At 65.5% G+C, this 17758-nt stretch carries 17 protein-coding genes; 13 read left to right on the forward strand and 4 right to left on the reverse strand.

The genetic code is table 11. From position 1 onward, the window contains the following. The first annotated feature begins 36 nt into the window (after nt 1-36). The 6 genes from O9320_11545 (at nt 37) to guaA (ending at nt 6753) form a co-directional block, all read left to right on the forward strand. Entirely contained in the window at nt 37-1053 is a 1017-nt protein-coding gene (locus O9320_11545; protein ID MCZ8311483.1) for a Ppx/GppA phosphatase family protein, read from the forward strand. Then, nucleotides 1050-1700 (forward strand): RlmE family RNA methyltransferase, encoded by a 651-nt coding sequence (locus O9320_11550; protein MCZ8311484.1) that lies wholly within the window; start codon nt 1050-1052, stop codon nt 1698-1700. The genes O9320_11545 and O9320_11550 overlap by 4 nt, the downstream gene beginning before the upstream one ends. Before the next feature lie 96 nt (nt 1701-1796). Then, the gene (gene guaB, locus O9320_11555; GenBank protein ID MCZ8311485.1) at nt 1797-3263 is read left to right on the forward strand and encodes an IMP dehydrogenase; all 1467 of its coding nucleotides are present in this window, start codon (nt 1797-1799) and stop codon (nt 3261-3263) included. After that, nucleotides 3260-4588, forward strand: coding sequence for an RsmB/NOP family class I SAM-dependent RNA methyltransferase (locus O9320_11560; protein MCZ8311486.1), 1329 nt, complete (start codon nt 3260-3262; stop codon nt 4586-4588). Before guaB ends, O9320_11560 begins: the two co-directional genes overlap by 4 nt. Beyond that, nucleotides 4585-5169 (forward strand): GNAT family N-acetyltransferase, encoded by a 585-nt coding sequence (locus O9320_11565; protein MCZ8311487.1) that lies wholly within the window; start codon nt 4585-4587, stop codon nt 5167-5169. The genes O9320_11560 and O9320_11565 overlap by 4 nt, the downstream gene beginning before the upstream one ends. A gap of 36 nt (nt 5170-5205) precedes the next feature. Continuing rightward, the gene (gene guaA, locus O9320_11570) at nt 5206-6753 is read left to right on the forward strand and encodes a glutamine-hydrolyzing GMP synthase (GenBank protein ID MCZ8311488.1); all 1548 of its coding nucleotides are present in this window, start codon (nt 5206-5208) and stop codon (nt 6751-6753) included. On the opposite strand, the gene phhA is transcribed toward guaA, so the two are convergent. From phhA to O9320_11585, 3 genes are read right to left on the reverse strand one after another with little or no spacing between them, the layout of a single operon-like run. Further along, nucleotides 6708-7607 (reverse strand): phenylalanine 4-monooxygenase, encoded by a 900-nt coding sequence (phhA, locus tag O9320_11575; GenBank protein ID MCZ8311489.1) that lies wholly within the window; start codon nt 7605-7607, stop codon nt 6708-6710. The two genes, guaA and phhA, sit on opposite strands and share 46 nt — an antisense overlap. Before the next feature lie 57 nt (nt 7608-7664). Beyond that, nucleotides 7665-10277 carry a GAF domain-containing protein gene (locus O9320_11580; protein ID MCZ8311490.1) on the reverse strand — a complete coding sequence of 871 codons (2613 nt, stop codon included), beginning with the start codon at nt 10275-10277 and terminating at the stop codon, nt 7665-7667. Then, the gene (locus O9320_11585; GenBank protein MCZ8311491.1) at nt 10274-10846 is read right to left on the reverse strand and encodes a biliverdin-producing heme oxygenase; all 573 of its coding nucleotides are present in this window, start codon (nt 10844-10846) and stop codon (nt 10274-10276) included. The genes O9320_11580 and O9320_11585 overlap by 4 nt, the downstream gene beginning before the upstream one ends. A 320-nt stretch (nt 10847-11166) precedes the next feature. On the opposite strand from O9320_11585, the gene O9320_11590 reads away from it, so the two are divergent. From O9320_11590 to der, 7 genes are all read left to right on the forward strand, one after another. Beyond that, the gene (locus O9320_11590) at nt 11167-11322 is read left to right on the forward strand and encodes a DUF2256 domain-containing protein (protein ID MCZ8311492.1); all 156 of its coding nucleotides are present in this window, start codon (nt 11167-11169) and stop codon (nt 11320-11322) included. Beyond that, the gene (locus O9320_11595) at nt 11319-12839 is read left to right on the forward strand and encodes a cryptochrome/photolyase family protein (protein ID MCZ8311493.1); all 1521 of its coding nucleotides are present in this window, start codon (nt 11319-11321) and stop codon (nt 12837-12839) included. Before O9320_11590 ends, O9320_11595 begins: the two co-directional genes overlap by 4 nt. 110 nt (nt 12840-12949) lie before the next feature. Then, nucleotides 12950-13525, forward strand: coding sequence for a cold shock domain-containing protein (locus O9320_11600; protein ID MCZ8311494.1), 576 nt, complete (start codon nt 12950-12952; stop codon nt 13523-13525). A gap of 46 nt (nt 13526-13571) precedes the next feature. Then, the gene (locus O9320_11605) at nt 13572-13787 is read left to right on the forward strand and encodes a hypothetical protein (protein ID MCZ8311495.1); all 216 of its coding nucleotides are present in this window, start codon (nt 13572-13574) and stop codon (nt 13785-13787) included. A 71-nt stretch (nt 13788-13858) separates the two neighbouring features. Continuing rightward, entirely contained in the window at nt 13859-14500 is a 642-nt protein-coding gene (locus O9320_11610) for a tetratricopeptide repeat protein (GenBank protein ID MCZ8311496.1), read from the forward strand. A 17-nt stretch (nt 14501-14517) separates the two neighbouring features. Continuing rightward, nucleotides 14518-15837: a PQQ-binding-like beta-propeller repeat protein gene (locus O9320_11615; protein ID MCZ8311497.1), complete on the forward strand. Its 1320-nt coding sequence runs from the start codon at nt 14518-14520 to the stop codon at nt 15835-15837. 14 nt (nt 15838-15851) lie between these two features. Continuing rightward, nucleotides 15852-17225: a ribosome biogenesis GTPase Der gene (gene der, locus O9320_11620; GenBank protein ID MCZ8311498.1), complete on the forward strand. Its 1374-nt coding sequence runs from the start codon at nt 15852-15854 to the stop codon at nt 17223-17225. 3 nt (nt 17226-17228) lie between these two features. Here the strand turns inward: der and O9320_11625 are convergent, their stop codons facing one another. Next, entirely contained in the window at nt 17229-17735 is a 507-nt protein-coding gene (locus O9320_11625; GenBank protein ID MCZ8311499.1) for a DUF1993 family protein, read from the reverse strand. Nucleotides 17736-17758: the final 23 nt, after the last annotated feature.

The raw sequence follows: 17758 nt of genomic DNA on the forward strand, positions 1-17758 counted from the left end.
GTGGGCGGGTTTTCGAGGCGGGCAGGCGTGCAGGATTTGGCAGAAACGAGGGGCGGGCGGTTTGCGGCGGGGGCGGCTGCAGCCGGCACCGACGCGCCTGACGCGCTGTTCGGCGCCATCGATCTTGGCACCAACAATTGCCGCTTGTTGATCGCCAAGCGTGCGGGCGACGGGTTTCGCGTTGTCGATGCGTTTTCGCGCATCGTGCGCTTGGGCGAAGGCCTGTCGCAGGACAATCGACTGGGCGAAGCGGCCATGGCGCGTGCACTCGAGGCATTGCAGGTCTGTGCCGCCAAGCTCGCGCGCAGTCGTTGCGTGGGCTTTCGCGGCGTCGCGACCGAGGCGTGCCGACGAGCGGCAAACGGGCCCGCGTTCCTCGCACGCATTGAGGCCGAAACGGGCTTGCACCTCGAGGCCATTAGCCCGGCCGAGGAGGCAGCGTTGGCCGTTGCGGGCTGCGCACAGCTGCTCGATCCGGCCATGCCGCATGCGGTGATGTTCGACATCGGCGGCGGCAGCACCGAGGTGATGTGGCTTGCTAACCGCGGCGGCAACTGGTCGATGGTCGATTTCGTGTCGCTGCCGTTCGGCGTGGTGTCGGTCGGCGAAATGCTAGGCGCTGGCTGCGTGGCGCCGGACGTGTATGCCGCCATGGTGGCACGCATCGCCGAGGCGCTTGCCCCGCTCGAACAGCGCCACAGCATTGCGGCCGAGGTTGCAGCCGGTCGCGTCGATATGCTGGGGCCGTCGGGCACGGTCACGACGCTGTCGGCGCTGGCGATGGGGCTGCCGCGCTATCAGCGCGACCGCGTGGACGGTTCGCTGCTCGCATTGACGACGATCCACGAACTCTCAGCCAAGCTTGCAGCGGCCGATTTCGCCGCGCGCGCGGGCAATCCGTGCATTGGCACCGAGCGCGCCGATCTGCTGGTCGCGGGCTGCGCCATCCTCGAGGGGATCTGCAGCCTGTGGCCAGTCCCGCACGTGCGGGTCGCCGATCGCGGTTTGCGCGAAGGCATCCTGTTGGGGCTGATGGCGGGCGCGCGCGCATGACCGAGCGCCGCCTCTATGTGAAGCTCAAGACCGCCAAGGGCCGCACGACGGCCCAGCAGCAATGGATTTCGCGCCAGCTCAACGATCCTTATGTCGGCATGGCGAAGGACCAGGGCTATCGCAGCCGAGCCGCGTTCAAGCTCATCGAGATCGACGCCAAATACAAATTCCTGAAGCCGGGTGCCAAGGTCGTCGATCTGGGGGCAGCCCCCGGCGGCTGGACGCAAGTGGCCGTCGAGCGCGGCTGTACTACGGTGATCGCCCTCGACATTCTCGAGATGGCGCCGCTTGCCGGCGCGCATGTCTTGAAGGCGGATTTCCTCGATCCGGCAGCGCCCGGCATGATCGAGAAGCTGCTCGACGGCAAAGTCGATCTCGTACTTTCGGACATGGCGCCGTCCACGACTGGGCATCGCGAGACAGACCATCTGCGCATCGCCGCCCTCGTGGAAGCCGCAATCGATTTTGCAGTCGCAGTCTTGCGCCCCGGCGGCAATTTCGTGACCAAGTTCCGCCAGGGCCAGGAGGAGCAGGCGCTGATCAAACATGCGCAGCGCCATTTTGCCAAAGTCGTGCGCATGAAGCCGCCCTCGAGCCGTGCGGAGTCGTCGGAACTGTTTCTCGTCTCGACCGGCTTCAAGGGCTGAATCGTCGAACGATTCCAGCGGCCTTGCACGGGCTTTGCGCGCGGCGGCAGTTGGTGTATTGATGCGCGCCACTTCCCCGAACCGGAGGCGGCCCAAATGATCCGCGAAGCGCTGACGTTCGACGACGTATTGCTGGAACCGGCCGCCTCGGCCGTGCTGCCCGGCGAGGTCGATACCCGCACGCGGCTGACCCGCCGCATCGAACTCGGCATCCCGTTGATTTCCTCCGCCATGGACACGGTCACCGAGAGCGCTCTTGCGATCGCGATGGCGCAGGCCGGCGGGCTTGGCGTGATCCACAAGAACATGGCGATCGCAGCGCAGGCGCAAGAGGTTCGGCGCGTCAAAAAATTCGAGTCCGGCATGGTCGTCGATCCGCTGACGATCGGCCCCGACCAGACGCTCGCCGACGCGCTCGAACTCATGACCGCCAACCACATCACCGGTCTGCCGGTCGTCGAACCGGGCAGCCGCAAGCTCGTCGGCGTGCTGACCAACCGCGACGTGCGCTTTGCTTCCAACCTGCAGCAGCCGGTGCGCGAACTCATGACGCGCGAGCGGCTCGTCACGGTCAGCGAAGGCGTTTCGAAGGAAGAGGCCAAGCGGCTTTTGCACCAGCATCGCATCGAGAAGCTGCTGGTCGTGGACGAGTCCTATCGCTGCATCGGCCTCATTACGGTCAAGGACATCGAAAAAGCCCAGCGCTTCCCCAACGCGTCGAAAGACGAGAAGGGCCGCTTGCGCGTAGCCGCGGCAACCGGCGTGGGCCCCGACGGCGATGCGCGCGCCGAAGCTTTGTTCGACGCTGAAGTCGACATTGTCGTCGTTGATACCGCGCACGGCCACAGCCAGGGTGTGATCGACAGCGTGCGGCGTATTCGTAAGCTCGGCAATTACACGCAGATCATCGCGGGCAACGTCGCGACGGCCGAGGGCGCCAAGGCGCTGATCGATGCCGGAGCGGACGCGATCAAGGTCGGTATCGGGCCCGGTTCGATCTGCACGACGCGCATCGTGGCGGGCGTGGGTGTTCCGCAATTGACGGCCGTGATGGATTGCGTGGCCGCCGCCAAGGCCGCCGGCGTGCCGGTGATCGCCGATGGCGGCATCAAATTCTCGGGCGATTTGGCCAAAGCGCTCGCGGCGGGTGCGTCGTGCGCGATGATCGGTTCTCTGTTTGCAGGGACCGACGAAGCGCCGGGCGAAGTGTTCCTCTATCAGGGTCGCTCCTACAAATCCTATCGCGGCATGGGCTCTGTTGGGGCCATGGCGCGCGGCTCGGCCGACCGCTATTTCCAGCAGGAAATCAAAGACAGCCTCAAGCTCGTGCCCGAGGGCGTGGAAGGTCGCGTGCCCTACAAGGGCCCGGTCGGTGCGGTCGTGCACCAGCTCGTCGGCGGCTTGCGCGCGGCGATGGGCTATACGGGCAGCCGTTCGCTTCAAGACCTCGCCGCCAATGCGCGTTTCGTGCGCATCACCAATGCGGGCCTGCGCGAAAGCCATGTGCACGACGTCGCCCTCGTGCGCGAGGCGCCGAACTACGGCAGCGGTTCGGGCGCATGACGCCGGGCGGGCGGGCAGCCGCAGCGATCGACATTCTCGACCAGATCGGTGCGACGCGCGGACCTGCCGACCGCTTGGCCAACGACTATTTCCGCTCGCGCCGCTATATCGGCTCGAAGGACCGTGCGGCTGTTGCGACGATCGTGTACGGGTGCCTGCGCCATCGCAGCCAGCTCGAATGGTGGCTCGCCCGCGCGCGCGAGGGCAATGTGCGCGATCTGTTTTCGCCCAACGGGCGGTCTTGGACGATCGCCTATCTTGCGATCATCGGCCAGCTGTCGCGTGCTGCCCTCATCAACATGTTCTCGGGCCAAAGCTACGATCCCCCGCCTTTGTCGCGCGGCGAGTTGGCGGCCGTCGAAGCGCTTGCGGGCCGTTCGATCGAGCATCCCGACCAGCCCGAATTTGTGCGCGCCAATGTGCCGGCCTGGATCATGCCGCGCTTGGCCGCACGTTTCGGCGACGGTTTGCGCCGCGAGCTTGCGGCAATGGCCGAAGAAGCTCCGCTGGACATGCGCGTCAATCTCTTGAAAGGCGAACGCAAGGCCGCCCGCGAAGCTTTGGCGAAAGTGGGCATCGAGACGGTGCCCGGCAAGCTGTCGCCCTGGGCCTTGCGCGCCAAGACGCGGGCTGCGTTGATGGCAACCGACCCTTACAAGTCGGGCCTCGTTGAAGTGCAGGACGAAGGCTCGCAGCTGGTGGCCGCGTTGCTGGGTGCCAAGCCCGGCATGCGCGTGTGCGATTTTTGCGCAGGTGCCGGCGGCAAGACCCTCGCCATTGCCGCAACGATGGCCAACAAAGGCCATATCGCCGCATGCGACGTGTCGAACAAGCGCCTGGCGGGTGCAACGACGCGGCTCAAGCGGGCAGGGGCCTTCAATGTCGAGCGCATCGCGCTCGAAGACGAGCGCGATCCGTGGGTCAAACGCCACAAGGCTTCGTACGACCGCGTGCTCGTGGATGCGCCCTGCACCGGGACGGGGACGTGGCGGCGCAATCCCGATGCGCGCTGGACGTTGCGCGAGCCCGAGATTGCCGAGCTGTGCGCGAAGCAAGCGCGCATCCTCGAAAGTGCCGCACGCCTCGTGAAGCCGGGCGGGCGCCTCGTCTATGCGACGTGCTCGGTCTTGGCCGAAGAAAACGAAGCGCAGGCCGATGCGTTCCTTGCCGCCAATCCGGATTTTTCGGCAGTGCCGATCCCGGCTTTGTGGGCCGAGATCCTCGGCACGCCGTGTCCGACCGAGGACACCGTGCTGAAACTCGACCCGGCGCGCGACGGCACCGACGGCTTTTTCGTCGCGGTCTTTGCGAAGGCGGGCGCATGAGCATATCGCTGCATCGCGCCACCCTCGGCCACGCGCGCGGGCTGGCGCGCGTCTATGTCGATGCGTGGCGCACGACCTATGCGGGCCTGCTGCCGGAGCGCGCCCTCACCGGCATGTCCTACGACAGGCAGACGACCGAATGGGCCTACCAGATTCGCCATAAGGGTCTGCATTGCCCGATCCTCGTCGCCCTCGATGCGCGTGGTGCTGTCGTGGGCCTAACAAGTTTTGGGCGCGCGCGCATTGAAGACCGGCCTGCGGCAGCCCCGTTCCTTAAATCGACGGGCGGGCTGGGACCGGGCGAGGTCTTCACGCTCTATGTGCATCCCGACAACCAGGACAAGGGCATCGGGCGCCAGCTGCTCGACGGCGCGTTCGCCGCCTTGCGCGAGCGCGGCATGGGCCAGGCCTTCGTGTGGGTCTTGCACGACAATCCGGCGCGCTATTTCTACGAACGGCTTGGCGGCAGCTACGTCGCCGACCGCGACGAGGAATTGTGGGGCGTGCGCGTGCGCCAGGCGGCCTATGGCTGGCCCGATCTCGCCGCCGAGGCTCTTGTCCGCACGCAACGCTTCGGCTAGGGCAAATTTCGTCACGCATTTCGGAAAGGACATGCTTTGAGCGACCGGCTTCTCATTCTCGATTTCGGCAGCCAAGTGACCCAGCTCATTGCGCGCCGCGTGCGCGAAAGCGGCGTCTATTGCGAAGTGATGCCGTTCAACGCGCCCGAGGAACGCATGCGCAGCTTTGGCGCACAGGCCATCATTCTGTCCGGCGGGCCTGCCTCGGTTACCGAAAGCCACACGCCGCGCGCACCCCAATGGGTGTTCGAAGCGGGGCTGCCCGTCCTCGGCATTTGCTACGGCCAGCAGACCATGTGCGCCCAATTGGGCGGCAAGGTCGAGGGCAGCGACCATCGCGAATTCGGCCGCGCGGAAGTTTCGATCGACGACACCTGCGCGCTGTTCGACGGCGTGTGGCCCAAGGGGGGCCGCGAGCAAGTCTGGATGAGCCATGGCGACCGCGTGACCGCGTTGCCGCCGGGCTTCCGCGTGGTCGCGACCAGCGAGGGGGCACCTTTTGCCGCGATCGCCGACGACGTCCGCCATTTTTACGGCGTTCAGTTCCACCCCGAGGTCGTGCACACGCCGCACGGGGCCGCCTTGCTGCGCAATTTTGCGCACCGCGTGGCGGGCTTGCGCGGCGACTGGACGATGGCGGCCTTCCGCCAGCAAGCCATCGCCAAAATCCGCGCGCAGGTGGGAACAGGCCGCGTGATTTGCGGCCTGTCGGGCGGCGTGGATTCCTCGGTCGCAGCCGTGCTGCTGCACGAGGCGATCGGCGACCAGCTCACCTGCATCCTCGTCGATCACGGGCTCATGCGCATGGGCGAGGCCGACCAGGTCGTCGAGCTGTTCCGCGGGCACTACAACATCCCGCTCGTGCACCGCAACGCGCAGGGCGATTTCCTCGGCAAGCTCGCGGGCGTGTCGGACCCCGAGACCAAGCGCAAGATCATCGGTGCGACCTTCATCGACGTGTTCGAGGAAGAGGCCAAAAAGGTCGGCGGGGCAGATTTCCTCGCGCAAGGCACGCTCTATCCCGACGTGATCGAAAGCGTGTCCTTCACCGGCGGGCCGTCGGTCACGATCAAGTCGCACCACAATGTCGGCGGCTTGCCCGCGCGCATGCGCATGAAACTCGTCGAGCCGCTGCGCGAATTGTTCAAAGACGAGGTGCGCGCTTTGGGCCGCGAATTGGGCCTGCCGGACAGTCTCGTCGGCCGCCATCCGTTTCCGGGCCCGGGCCTCGCGATCCGCATCCCGGGCGAAATCACCGGCGAAAAACTCGAGATCTTGCGCAAAGCCGACGCGGTCTATCTGGATGCGATCCGCAAAGCAGGCCTCTACGACGAAATCTGGCAGGCTTTTGCCGTGCTCTTGCCGGTCAAAACCGTCGGCGTGATGGGCGACGGCCGCTCCTACGACTATGTGTGCGCGCTGCGCGCCGTGACCTCGACCGACGGCATGACGGCCGAATCGTACCCGTTCGAACACGCGTTTTTGGCGCGTGTGGCGACGCGCATCATCAACGAAGTTCGCGGCATCAACCGCGTCGTCTACGACGTGACGTCGAAGCCGCCGGGCACGATCGAGTGGGAGTGAGCGCGCGTATTTGCGTAGTTCTGCGTGCCGCGCGTGAAGATTTTCTCGCCTTCGATTAGATCGCCGATCGCGATGTCGGGCAGGGCTTCGAGTTCGTCGTAGAGCGACGCGAAATCGACGTCGCGCGTGCGCTGCAGGAGATCGGCGAGGCTCTCGATCACGAAGTAATTCTGCTGGAAATCGTCGATGCGATAGGGCGTGCGCATCGTGCGCAGCGTGTCGAACGCGATACGGTTGGGCGAAGGATCGTCGAGGGCAAACGCCGTCTCGGCATGCGACGACACGATGCCGGCCCCGTAGATCTTGAGCCTGTCGCCGTCGCGGATCAGGCCGAATTCGACCGTGTACCAATAGAGCCGCGCGAATTTGTCGACCATGCCGCGCTGCATCGCGCGCAGGCCGCCTTTGCCGTAGGCCTCCATATAGTCGGCGAAAATCGGGTCGGCCAGCAGCGGTACATGCCCGAACACGTCGTGGAATATGTCCGGTTCTTCGAGATAGTCGAACTGCTCGGGTCGCCTTATGAAACGGCCTGCGACGAAGCGGTGGTTGGCGAGATGGTCGAAAAACACCGTGTCGGGTACGAGGCCGGGGACGGCGACGACGCGCCAACCGGTCGCTTCCGTCAGGCGCGCATTGAGCTCCTCGAAATCGGGGATGCCGGGTTTCGACAGTTTGAGCATGTCGACGCCTGCCAGAAACGCCGGTGCGGCACGCGCCTGCAATTGCGCATTTTGGCGCGCGAACAGCCGGTCCCACGTCGCGTGTTCGACATCCGTGTAGGACGCCCAATCCTGCGGCACGGTCCAGTCGGCTGCTGCACCCTCTGGCTTAAGTTCGACTGCGCTGCCCATCGATTCAATCTAGCATACGGCGCGTCGCGCGGGCGATATCGCAGTGCGGGGGCCGCCTCAGCGATTCCTGAGCGCCGCCAGGACCGCCTTTTCGAGTTCGTCGACATTGTAGGGTTTGCGGACAAATTTCGCGTTCTTGAGCCCGTCGGGCAGAAGCTGCGCGATTTCGTAGCCCGTGCTGAGCACGAACGGGATGCCGCGCGCCTGGAGGGCGCTTGCGACCTCCCACGACATTTCGCCGTCGAGATTGACGTCGAGCAGGGCTGCATCGACGGTTTCGGATTCGATCAGCGCCAGCGCTTGCGAGACGCGTGCCGCCGGGCCCACCATCGTCCAGCCGAAACTGTCGAACACAAGCTCGAGCATGCTGACGACCATAAACGAGTCTTCGACCGCCAAAACGCGGATGCCTTTGTTGGCCTTTTTCGGTTCCGTCTGGGTGATCGCGAAGCCTGCGGCCGGCGGCGGTCCGGCCGGACCGGCAGCTGCGAGCGACGCCTGCGGCAATGCCACTTCGCAGACCACGCCTTCGCGCAGATAGCGCAGCCTCGCGTGACCGTCCGTTTCCATTGCAAGGGCGCGCTCGATCAGCGTCGAGCCGAAGCCGCGACGCGTCGGCGGTGCGACTGGAGGGCCCCCGGCTTCGCGCCAGCTAAGGTCGAGGCCGCCGGTGTCGGCAAGTCCCCAGCGTATCGCCACGCGGCCATCGGGGGCCGAAAGCGCGCCGTATTTCGCGGCGTTGGTGGCAAGCTCGTGGATCGCGAGCGACAGCGCCAGCGCCGATTTCGACGTGAGAACCACGTCTGGCCCGACGATTTCGAGCGTGGCACTGCCGCTTGCGTAGGGGGCGAGCTCCTCCATCAGCAGATTTTTGATCGATACGCCCTCCCATCGGCTCTGGGAGAGCAGGCTGTGGGCTTTGGCCATCGATTGGATGCGCGCAGCGAGGCCTTCGACGAAGGTCGAAAGCGAGTTCGCACTCGCACTCGTCTGGATGACGAGGGCGGCGATATTCGCGAGCGTGTTCTTCACGCGGTGGTCGAGCTCCGCCATCATCAGCTGGTCGCGGTCGGCGGCCAGTTTGCGTTCGCGGGTCGCGTCGGTGATGCGGCGCAGCACGACGTCGAGCAGCGAGGTGCGCAAGTCGCGTGCGGCGTCGAGATCGCTTTGCGACCACGGCAAGGCGCGGCCGCGCACGGTTTCCTTCCAGATCTCGAAGGATTTGCGCGGCGTCAGCACGTCGCTTTCGGTCCCCGGTACCGCCACCTTGTTTGGCTGCCCCGCCCAGGCGGCCACGCCCACGAGTTCGGGGCGGAACCAAAGTATGAAATCCGAGGGATCGGGCGATACCGATATGACAAGCAGGCCCGAGGCGACGTCGGCGAACGCCGTGGCCGGTTTCCAGCACTCGCCGAGACGGTCGGTCGCGAAGACCCCTTCGGTCTCGCGCATCTTGACGTTCAGCCACGCGACGATGCTTTCGATCTGGTCTTTGTCCGGCGTCGTTCCCAGATACGTCAAAGCGCCTTTGACGCTGACGGCCACGCCGCCCTGGCGACGCCCGCTCAGCGACGCGTCGCCGCCGTGGATATAGTCGAGCAGATTCGGCGACTGCTCGGTCAGGCCGCGCGCATACTCGTCGGCACCGGCGAGATTCAACATCAGCTTCTGCAGCACGAGGCGGCTCGCCAGGCGTTCGCTGAACTGCACGCGCTTTTCGGACGCTTCGACCTGGTAGGAGAACATCGAGCCGAACAGTTCGCAGATCGCGCGCAGATGCCGCGGCAGCCGGCGCGGCGTGTAGTGGTGGCATGCCACGAGGCCCCACAAGGCGCCGCCGCTGATGATCGAGATCGACATCGACGCGTCGATGCCCATATTGCGCAAATACTGGCGGTGGACCGGCGACACGTCGCGCAGCATCGCCTGGCTCATGTCGAGCGGTTTGCCGGTGCGCGGATTGTCCGTCGGCACGAGGCGCGCGGGCTCGTAGTTGACCTGCGTGATGAGGCGCAAGCCGTTTTTCACGTAAAGGGCGCGCGCCTGCTGCGGAATGTCGGCGGCCGGGTAGTGCAGATCGAGGAACGCCTCGAGCCCGTCGCGTTTGCTTTCCGCAATCACCCAGCCCGAGCCGTCCTGCATGAAGCGATAGACCAGCACGCGGTCGTAGGCAGCAAGGTTCTGCACGCGTTCGGCCGCCGTCTTGCAAAGCCCCACGATCGATGTCGCATCGTCGAGCCCGTCGATCATTTCCTGCACGGCCGCGAGCGGATCGGCTGCAAAGCGGTCGGCGATGTCTGCTTCCTCGAACTCGAGAACCAGCATTTCGTCGCTGCGGTGCACGCTCGCGTCGAGCGGCAGGTTCGCGGCGACGCGCATTTGCGGGTCCAGCATGTGCCGGGGCCGCAGCAGCGGCAGATTGGTGCTCAGCGCACGCAGATTTTCGACCTGCTGCGGCCCAAAAACTGTCGCGATCGATCTGCCGAGCAGATCTTCGTGCGTAACGCCGAGCAGGCCCGTCGTGTCGCCGGCGATCTGCACCACTTCGAACGTGGCATTGTCGAGCACCAGCATGGCACCGTGCGGCAGAATGGCACCTGGAATGTGGATCTGCTCGCGGTCGCAGTTCGTCAGATCCGGCGGGGGGTGTCCCGGAAGGGCCGTCGTCATACTGCGTTGCTCCAATCGGAAAGCCAGTTTTCGAAGACGGCAAATGTCGCGGCGGCGGCCGCGACTAGGCGCGGGCGGTCGGGCGAAGCGGCATCGAAAGCGGCGAGATCCGCCACGAACTTGCTCCAAGTGCTGCTCGTATCGGCGCCGCGTCCGGCGAAGAAGCGGCGCCCATCGGTGCCTTCGGGCCCAAGCAGCCGGTCGAGCCCACGGGAAAGGGCGCGGCCGCCCAGGGCCGAACCCTCGACCACGTAAAGCGCGCCGAGCCGACTTGCCGGGCAGGGAAGGGGTGGAATGTCGGCGCAAGCGCGGATGCGTCCGCGGGCTGCTGCATCGATGCCGGACCAGGCAAGGTCGGCTGCGAGCCATTGCGTGCGCATCGGCGCGGCGGCGAGGGCGCGCTCGAACGGCAGATAGAAGCCGTAGAGCCGGGCGAGGAGTGCCCGATAGGTGGGCAGATCGATCGTGCCGTCGGCGACGGCGGCGAACCCAGCATGGCGGTGCAACCGCGCATGCGGCGCTTGCGTCGCGATGCGCAGGGCCTCGCGGCAGGCGATCGGTGCTGGCAATTGGCTGAGACTTTCTCCAATGGTAGTTAACAATTAAAATATCCTTTTTATGGTTGCAGATGTGGGCATGCCGCTCTGCCGATCTCGCGTCGTCGCTAATTCGCGCGGCGCTGCTGCGTCGCGCGCATGCCGAAAATCTTCGACAGTGCCGTCGGTCGCGCAGGGCAGGTCGTAAAGCGCCAATAAATTCTGCCCAGGCCAAAACCGACCCTGTTTACCGATTATATCGGTTTTCTGGTTTTGCCGCCGATATATTTCCGCAAGTTTCGCAAGGCTACCGGTTGACAGATGGTTGTGGTCGACCGAAATCCCTCGGCGTCATGCCGAAGATGCGCTCGAAATCCGATCTGCCGTCCAAGATCTGCGTCCAGTGCGGCAAGCCTTTCGCGTGGCGCAAGAAATGGGCGCGCGATTGGGCCAACGTCAAATACTGCTCGGAGCGTTGCCGCCGGGCGGGTCCGGCTGCAAAGCCGTGAAGACGCTTCGCATCGTGCTTGGCGACCAGCTGTCGATCGGCCTGTCGGCCCTGCGCGATCTCGATCCGGCGCACGACGTGGTGCTGATGATGGAGGTGGCGGCCGAGGGGACCTACGTTCGCCACCACAAACAGAAGATCGTGCTCGTGCTGTCGGCGATGCGGCATTTTGCGGCCGAATTGCGGGCGCGTGGGATCGCGGTCGACTATGTGGCGCTCGACGATCCGGCCAATACGGGCACGCTCACATCCGAGATCGTGCGTGCGGCCAAACGCCATCGCCCGACGCGCATCGTCGCGACCGAGCCAGGCGAATGGCGCATGCTGAAGATGGCCGAGGGCTGGCAAAACGCGACGGGCTGCGCGCTCGAGCTTTTTGCCGACGATCGGTTCTTTGCGAGCCGCACGCGCTTCGCGCACTGGGCAAAAGGGCGGCGCGGCTGGCGCATGGAGCATTTCTACCGCGAGATGCGGCGCGAACATGCGATCCTGATGGATGGCGACGACCCCGTCGGCGGCGATTGGAATTTCGACGCCGAGAACCGCAAAAAGCTGCCGGCCTCAGTTGCAACACCGACACGCCGGCGCTTCGCTCCCGACGCCACGACGCGCGATGTGATGGCATTGGTCGAGCGCCATTTCGGCGACCATTTCGGCACGCTCGACGAATTTGGCTGGCCGGTCACGCGTGCAGACGCGCTGCAAGCGCTCGACGATTTCGTAGCAAACGCCTTGCCGCAATTCGGCGACTACCAGGACGCAATGCGCGCCGATGCGCCCTTCCTGTTCCATTCGCTGATCGCACCGCCGCTCAACCTGGGTCTGCTTTCCCCGCAGGAAATCTGTGCGGCGGCGGCGGCGGCGTATCGGGCAGGGGCGGCGCCGCTCAACGCGGTCGAAGGTTTTGTGCGTCAGATCCTGGGTTGGCGCGAATATGTGCGCGGCGTCTATTGGACGCTGATGCCGGACTATGCGGATTCTAACGCCCTCGCCGCGACACGCCGATTGCCGGATTTCTACTGGACCGGCGACACGCCGATGCGTTGCCTTGCCCAGGCGGTCGACCAGACCAAGCGCCATGCCTATTCGCACCATATCCAGCGCTTGATGGTAACCGGCAATTTCGCACTTCTGGCCGGCATTGCGCCGCACGAGATCGAGCGCTGGTATCTGGCCGTCTATGCCGACGCGTACGAATGGGTCGAGATGCCGAACACGCTCGGCATGGCCGTGTTTGCCGACGGCGGCAAGATGGCCTCGAAACCCTATGCCGCGTCGGGAGCCTACATCGACCGCATGTCGGATTTCTGCGGGCGCTGCGCGTTCGACGTGAAGCAGAAGACCGGCCCACAAGCCTGCCCGTTCAACTATCTTTATTGGGCGTTTTTGATCCGCCAGAAGGAACGCCTTGCGGGCAATCCGCGCATGGCGATGCCCTATCGCACGCTGGCGGCGTGGCCTGCCGACCGCCAGGCCGCAATCGTCGCCGAGGCCGAGGCGTTTCTCGAACGGCTGTAGCCGCCAATTCCCCCATGGCGCGCAGGCGCGATTTTCAGTAGTTTGTGCGTCCGATCGGGCGGCCGGTGCCGCCTTGTCGTGTTTTCAATTTCAGGAGTACCCCTTCAAAGATGCCTCCGTTCAATCCCGGCCCGACCAAGACCATCGAAGCGGTCGTCAAATGGTTCAACACCACAAAAGGCTTCGGCTTCATCGCCCCCACCGACGGTTCGCCGGACGTGTTTCTGCACGCCGCAGCGCTTGAGCAGGCAGGACTGCCGCCGCCGGCCGAGGGCGCCAAAATCAAATGCGAAGTCGGTCCCGGCAAAAAGGGACCGCAAGTCATGCGCGTCCACGAGGTCGATGGGCGCGCAGGGACTGGCGGCGGTGCCGGCGGTCCGAGTGCGGGCCCTGGCGGCCCGCGCGGCCCGCGTGCGCCGCGCGGTCCCGGTGGCGGCGGCAGCTTCCGCGAACGCGACGATGTGGACCTCGCCGGTGCGATCGACGTCGAGGGCAAGATCAAATGGTATTCGCCCGAGAAGGGCTACGGCTTTGTCGTCGCCAACGACGGCGGCAAAGACGTGTTCGTTAATGCAGCCGTCCTGCGCCGCTCGGGCGTGCCGTCGGTCGATCTGGACCAGTTGGTGCGCACGTCTTACGTGGTCACACCGCGCGGGCGCGAAGCGCGCTACATCCGCTTGCTTTGACAGGCCGCGTTCGAACCGTCATCTTGGTCGGCCTACGGGGACCCGGATGACGGTTTACACGCGACGTCTCAGCGACAAGATTCTGTTGGCCTTCGAGCAAGCATGCGATGCCGGTGCGCTCGAATGCGCGGAAATTCTTCTCAAAGCCTTGGAGATGTCGCTGACCACCATGGGCGGGGCTGCTGCGGTCGAGCGGCGGGTGAATATGGAGCCCTACATCCATGCCTTTGAGCGGCTTGAAGCGCTCAAAGCGCAACGCTAAACGCGATTTGCGCCGAACGGCAGAACCCGCTAGTTTGGCGCGCTTTTTGGAACTTTCGAGATCGAGGCACCGTGGCCGACGTTTTTGACGAAGTCAGCGAAGATCTGCGGCGCGAGCGCGCGCTGAAGCTGTGGAAGAAGTTCGCACCGCTGATCGGTGGCGTGGCGGTTGCCATCGTGCTGGCGACGGCCGGCTACGTGCTTTGGCAGGACTATTCGCGCAAGCGCACCGAGGCCGATGCGCTGCGCTTTGCCGAGGCCGCACGCCTCGGGTCGGAAGATGCTTCCCGCGCATTGGTCGAGCTGCGCGCCATCGCGCGCGACGGGCAGGCCGGCTATGCCGCCTTGGCGCGCCTCAAGGCGGCGTCGCTTGCGGCATCGGGCGGCGATGCGGCCGATGCCATCGCCCAATATCGCGCGATCGCCGGCGACACCACGTTCGACGCGCAACTGCGCGATGCTGCCACGCTGGTTGCGACGCTGCTTGCGGTCGATACGGCGAGCCCCGGCGATGCGGTGCGGGCGGTTCAAGCGCTCCAGACGCCGACCGGCCCCTGGCGCCATGCCGCGCGCGAGATCGAAGCGCTGGCACATCTGCGCGCAGGCGACCGCGTGCGTGCGGCCGAACTTTATCGCCAATTGGCCGATGATCTTGCAGCCCCGGCAGGCCTTCGCCAGCGCGCCAGCGAAATGCTGGCAGCCCTCGACGGTTGAGCTGCGGCGATCCCCCCATGACGAAGCGCAAAACCTTGGTTCTGCTGGCCGCCGTCGCCGTTATGGCAAGCGGCTGCGATTGGCTCGGCAGCAACTACAAGCGGCCGCTTCCGGGCGATCGCGTGCCTGTGCTGGCGATCGACCGCAAGCTCGAGCCCGACGAACGTTTGGTGGGCCATACGGTCCAATTGCCGCCTGCCGTCGACCTGCGCGAATGGCCGCAGCCGCAAGGGCTGCCGGGCCAGTTGGCGGGCAATGTTCAGGTCGAGGGGCTCCGCTCGGCATGGCGCGTGTCGATCGGTGCAGGCAACAGCCGTGCGGGCCGCGTGACGGGCGTGCCGGTCGTCGCCGGCGGTCGTGTTTTTGCGGTCGATGCGGAATCGCAGTTGACCGCCGTGGATGCGGCGACAGGTTCGCGGCTGTGGACGTTCGACGCTGAGCCTGCGCGCGACCGCAGTGGCGGCGGCTCGGGCGGCGGAGCCTCGGTCGCCGGGAACCGCATTTATTTTGCGACCGGCTACGGCCAACTTATTGCGCTCGACGTCGAGCGCGGCCGCGAAATCTGGCGCTTCCAGATGAGCGCCCCCGGTCGCTCGGGTCCGGCGATCGCGGGCGGGCGCGTGTTCGTCTCGACCATCGACAACCAGACTTTCGCGCTCGATGCCGAGACGGGGCGCCGTCTTTGGAGCCATACCGGCATCGCGGAATCGGCAGGCTTTGTGGGCGCCAGCAGCCCGGTCGTCGAAGGCGGTACGGTCTTGGTCGGCTATTCGTCGGGCGAGTTGTTTGCGCTACGCGCCGAAACCGGCCGCGTGCTGTGGTCCGACACGCTTTCGGGCGTTATCCGGACGGGCCAGATTTCCGGCATGGCCGACATCCGCGGCACGCCCGCCATTGACCGCGGCATGGCGATCGTCTCGACCCAATCGGGCCGCACCGTGGCGATCGACATGCGCTCGGGCGCGCGGCTGTGGGAGCAGGAAATCGGCTCGCTGAACCAGCCCTGGGTCGCGGGCGATTACGTGTTCGTGATGGGCGTCGACGGCGACATTGCATGCCTGCAGCGCCGCGACGGGCGCGTGGTTTGGGTCACCGCCCTCGGGGGCTACACCGACGAGCAGCGCAAGCGCGGGCGCATCGTGTGGACGGCCCCGGTCGTGGCAGGCGGGCGCGTGTTCGTGGCCAACTCGATCAGCAAAGCCGTCGCCATCGACGCGACGACGGGCCGCGTCGTGCAGCAGCTTTCGATGCCCGACGGCGTCGAAGTGGCGCCGATCGCCGCAAACCGCACAGTTTATGTAATGACGGACAACGGCGACTTGGTCGCCTATCGATGAAAAGGCCGCACTGAATGACGTGGCGTGTGGCGATCGTGGGACGGCCGAATGTCGGCAAGTCCACGCTGTTCAATCGTTTGATCGGGCGCAAGCGCGCCCTCGTGGACGACACACCGGGCGTCACGCGCGACCGGCGCGAAGGGGCAGGGCGCGTGGGCGATCTGCGCTTCACGATCTACGACACGGCCGGGCTCGAAGAAGCCGCCCCCAAGACAATGGCCGCGCGCATGACAGAACAGAGCCAGCGCGCAGTGGCAGATGCCGACCTCGCCCTGTTCGTGGTCGACGCGCGCGACGGGCTCACCCCGCACGACAAACATTTCGCCAACTGGCTGCGCAAGAGCGGCAAACCCACTTTGGTCATCGCCAATAAGGCCGAGAGTGCCGCGCGCACAGGATTCGGCGTTGCCGAAGCGGCGGGCTTGGGGCTGGGCGAGCCCATCGCGCTGTCTGCCGAGCACGGCGAAGGCTTTGCCGATCTGCACGAGGCGATGCGCGCTTTGGCGCCGCCCGAGGCGATCGAAGACTACGACGCGCCCGAGCCCGAACCGGTCGAAGGGGCGAAGCCCGACATTCGCGTGGCGCTGGTGGGCAGGCCCAATGTCGGCAAATCCACGCTGGTCAACCGGCTGCTGGGGCAAGAGCGCATGCTCACCAGCCCCGAGCCGGGCACGACGCGCGATTCCATCGCCACGCCCTTCGAATGGAACGGACGGCGTTTCAGCCTGATCGACACGGCGGGCTTGCGTCGGCGCGCGCGCATCGACGAAAAGCTCGAAAAAATGTCGGCGGGCGAAACGATTCGCAACATCCGCGAGGCGCATGTGTGCGTTCTCGTGCTCGACGCGACGATGATGCTCGAGAACCAGGATCTGCAGATCGCGCGCCTGGCGGCCGAAGAGGGCCGTGCGGTCGTCGTGTGCGCCAACAAATGGGATATCGTCGACGATCCGCAGGCCGCCTTGCGCAAGTTGCGCGACCGGCTCGAGATTTCGTTGCCGCAGATCAAGGGCGTGATTTTCGCGACCGTCTCGGCATTGCAGGGCCGCAAACTCGACGATCTGATGGCGGCCGTGATCGAAATGCACGACCGCTGGAACGCCGATCTCCCGACGCCGAAGCTCAATCGTTGGCTCGAGGGCGTGATCCAGAAACACCCGCCGCCGATCGTCGAGGGCCGGCGTCCGCGGCCGCGCTTCATGCGCCAAGTGGCCCAGCGCCCGCCGACCTTCGCGCTGTTCGGCAACAAGCTCGTCTCGCTGCCCGACGACTATCAGCGCTATCTCGTCAACTCGCTGCGCGAGACGTTCGGGCTGCAAGGGGTTGTGGTGCGCCTGCAGATGCGCGCCTCCAACAACCCCTACGACAGCAAACGAAGCCGCGAATAGGGCTTACGTGCGGCCCATATAGTCGCGCTTGCCGATCTCGATGCCGTTGTGGCGCAGGATCGCGTACGCGGCCGTAAGGTGGAAATAGAAGTTCGGCAGCGCGAAATTGACGAGATAATCCTGGCCCGTGAGCGTCAGCGGCTGGCCGCCGACCGTTAGATTGATCGCACGCGTCTCGCTGCCGTCGATCTGCTCGGGCTTGAAGCTCTTCACGTAGTCGAGCGTCTTGGCGATGCGGGCCTTGAGGGCGTCGATCGTAGTTTCGTTGTCGTCGTATTTCGGCACTTCGAGGCCCGCAAGGCGCGCCATCGGGCCCTTGGCGAAATCCGCACCGATCTGGATCTGGCGCGTGAGCGGGAACATGTCGGGGGCGAGGCGCGAATTCAGCAGCACCGTCGGATCGACCTTCTTGGCAGCAGCGAAAGCGGCGGCCTTGTCGAGGATGTTCGAGAGTGCCGTCAGCATCTGAACGAAAGCGGGGACGCTTGCCTGGTACATCGAAAGAGCCATGGTTCGAATACTCCGGTTGGAAA

The organism is Magnetospirillum sp., assembly GCA_027532905.1.
Classification (GTDB): Bacteria; Pseudomonadota; Alphaproteobacteria; order CACIAM-22H2; family CACIAM-22H2; genus Tagaea.

Coding starts and splice junctions, on each gene's coding strand:
- O9320_11565 (MCZ8311487.1), top strand. CDS start 4,585: ATGAGCATATCGCTGCATCGCGCCACCCTCGGCCACGCGCGCGGGCTG.
- O9320_11625 (MCZ8311499.1), bottom strand. CDS start 17,735: ATGGCTCTTTCGATGTACCAGGCAAGCGTCCCCGCTTTCGTTCAGATG.
- phhA (MCZ8311489.1), bottom strand. CDS start 7,607: ATGGGCAGCGCAGTCGAACTTAAGCCAGAGGGTGCAGCAGCCGACTGG.
- O9320_11580 (MCZ8311490.1), bottom strand. CDS start 10,277: ATGACGACGGCCCTTCCGGGACACCCCCCGCCGGATCTGACGAACTGC.
- O9320_11550 (MCZ8311484.1), top strand. CDS start 1,050: ATGACCGAGCGCCGCCTCTATGTGAAGCTCAAGACCGCCAAGGGCCGC.
- O9320_11605 (MCZ8311495.1), top strand. CDS start 13,572: ATGACGGTTTACACGCGACGTCTCAGCGACAAGATTCTGTTGGCCTTC.
- O9320_11590 (MCZ8311492.1), top strand. CDS start 11,167: ATGCCGAAGATGCGCTCGAAATCCGATCTGCCGTCCAAGATCTGCGTC.
- O9320_11600 (MCZ8311494.1), top strand. CDS start 12,950: ATGCCTCCGTTCAATCCCGGCCCGACCAAGACCATCGAAGCGGTCGTC.
- O9320_11615 (MCZ8311497.1), top strand. CDS start 14,518: ATGACGAAGCGCAAAACCTTGGTTCTGCTGGCCGCCGTCGCCGTTATG.
- O9320_11560 (MCZ8311486.1), top strand. CDS start 3,260: ATGACGCCGGGCGGGCGGGCAGCCGCAGCGATCGACATTCTCGACCAG.
- der (MCZ8311498.1), top strand. CDS start 15,852: ATGACGTGGCGTGTGGCGATCGTGGGACGGCCGAATGTCGGCAAGTCC.
- guaB (MCZ8311485.1), top strand. CDS start 1,797: ATGATCCGCGAAGCGCTGACGTTCGACGACGTATTGCTGGAACCGGCC.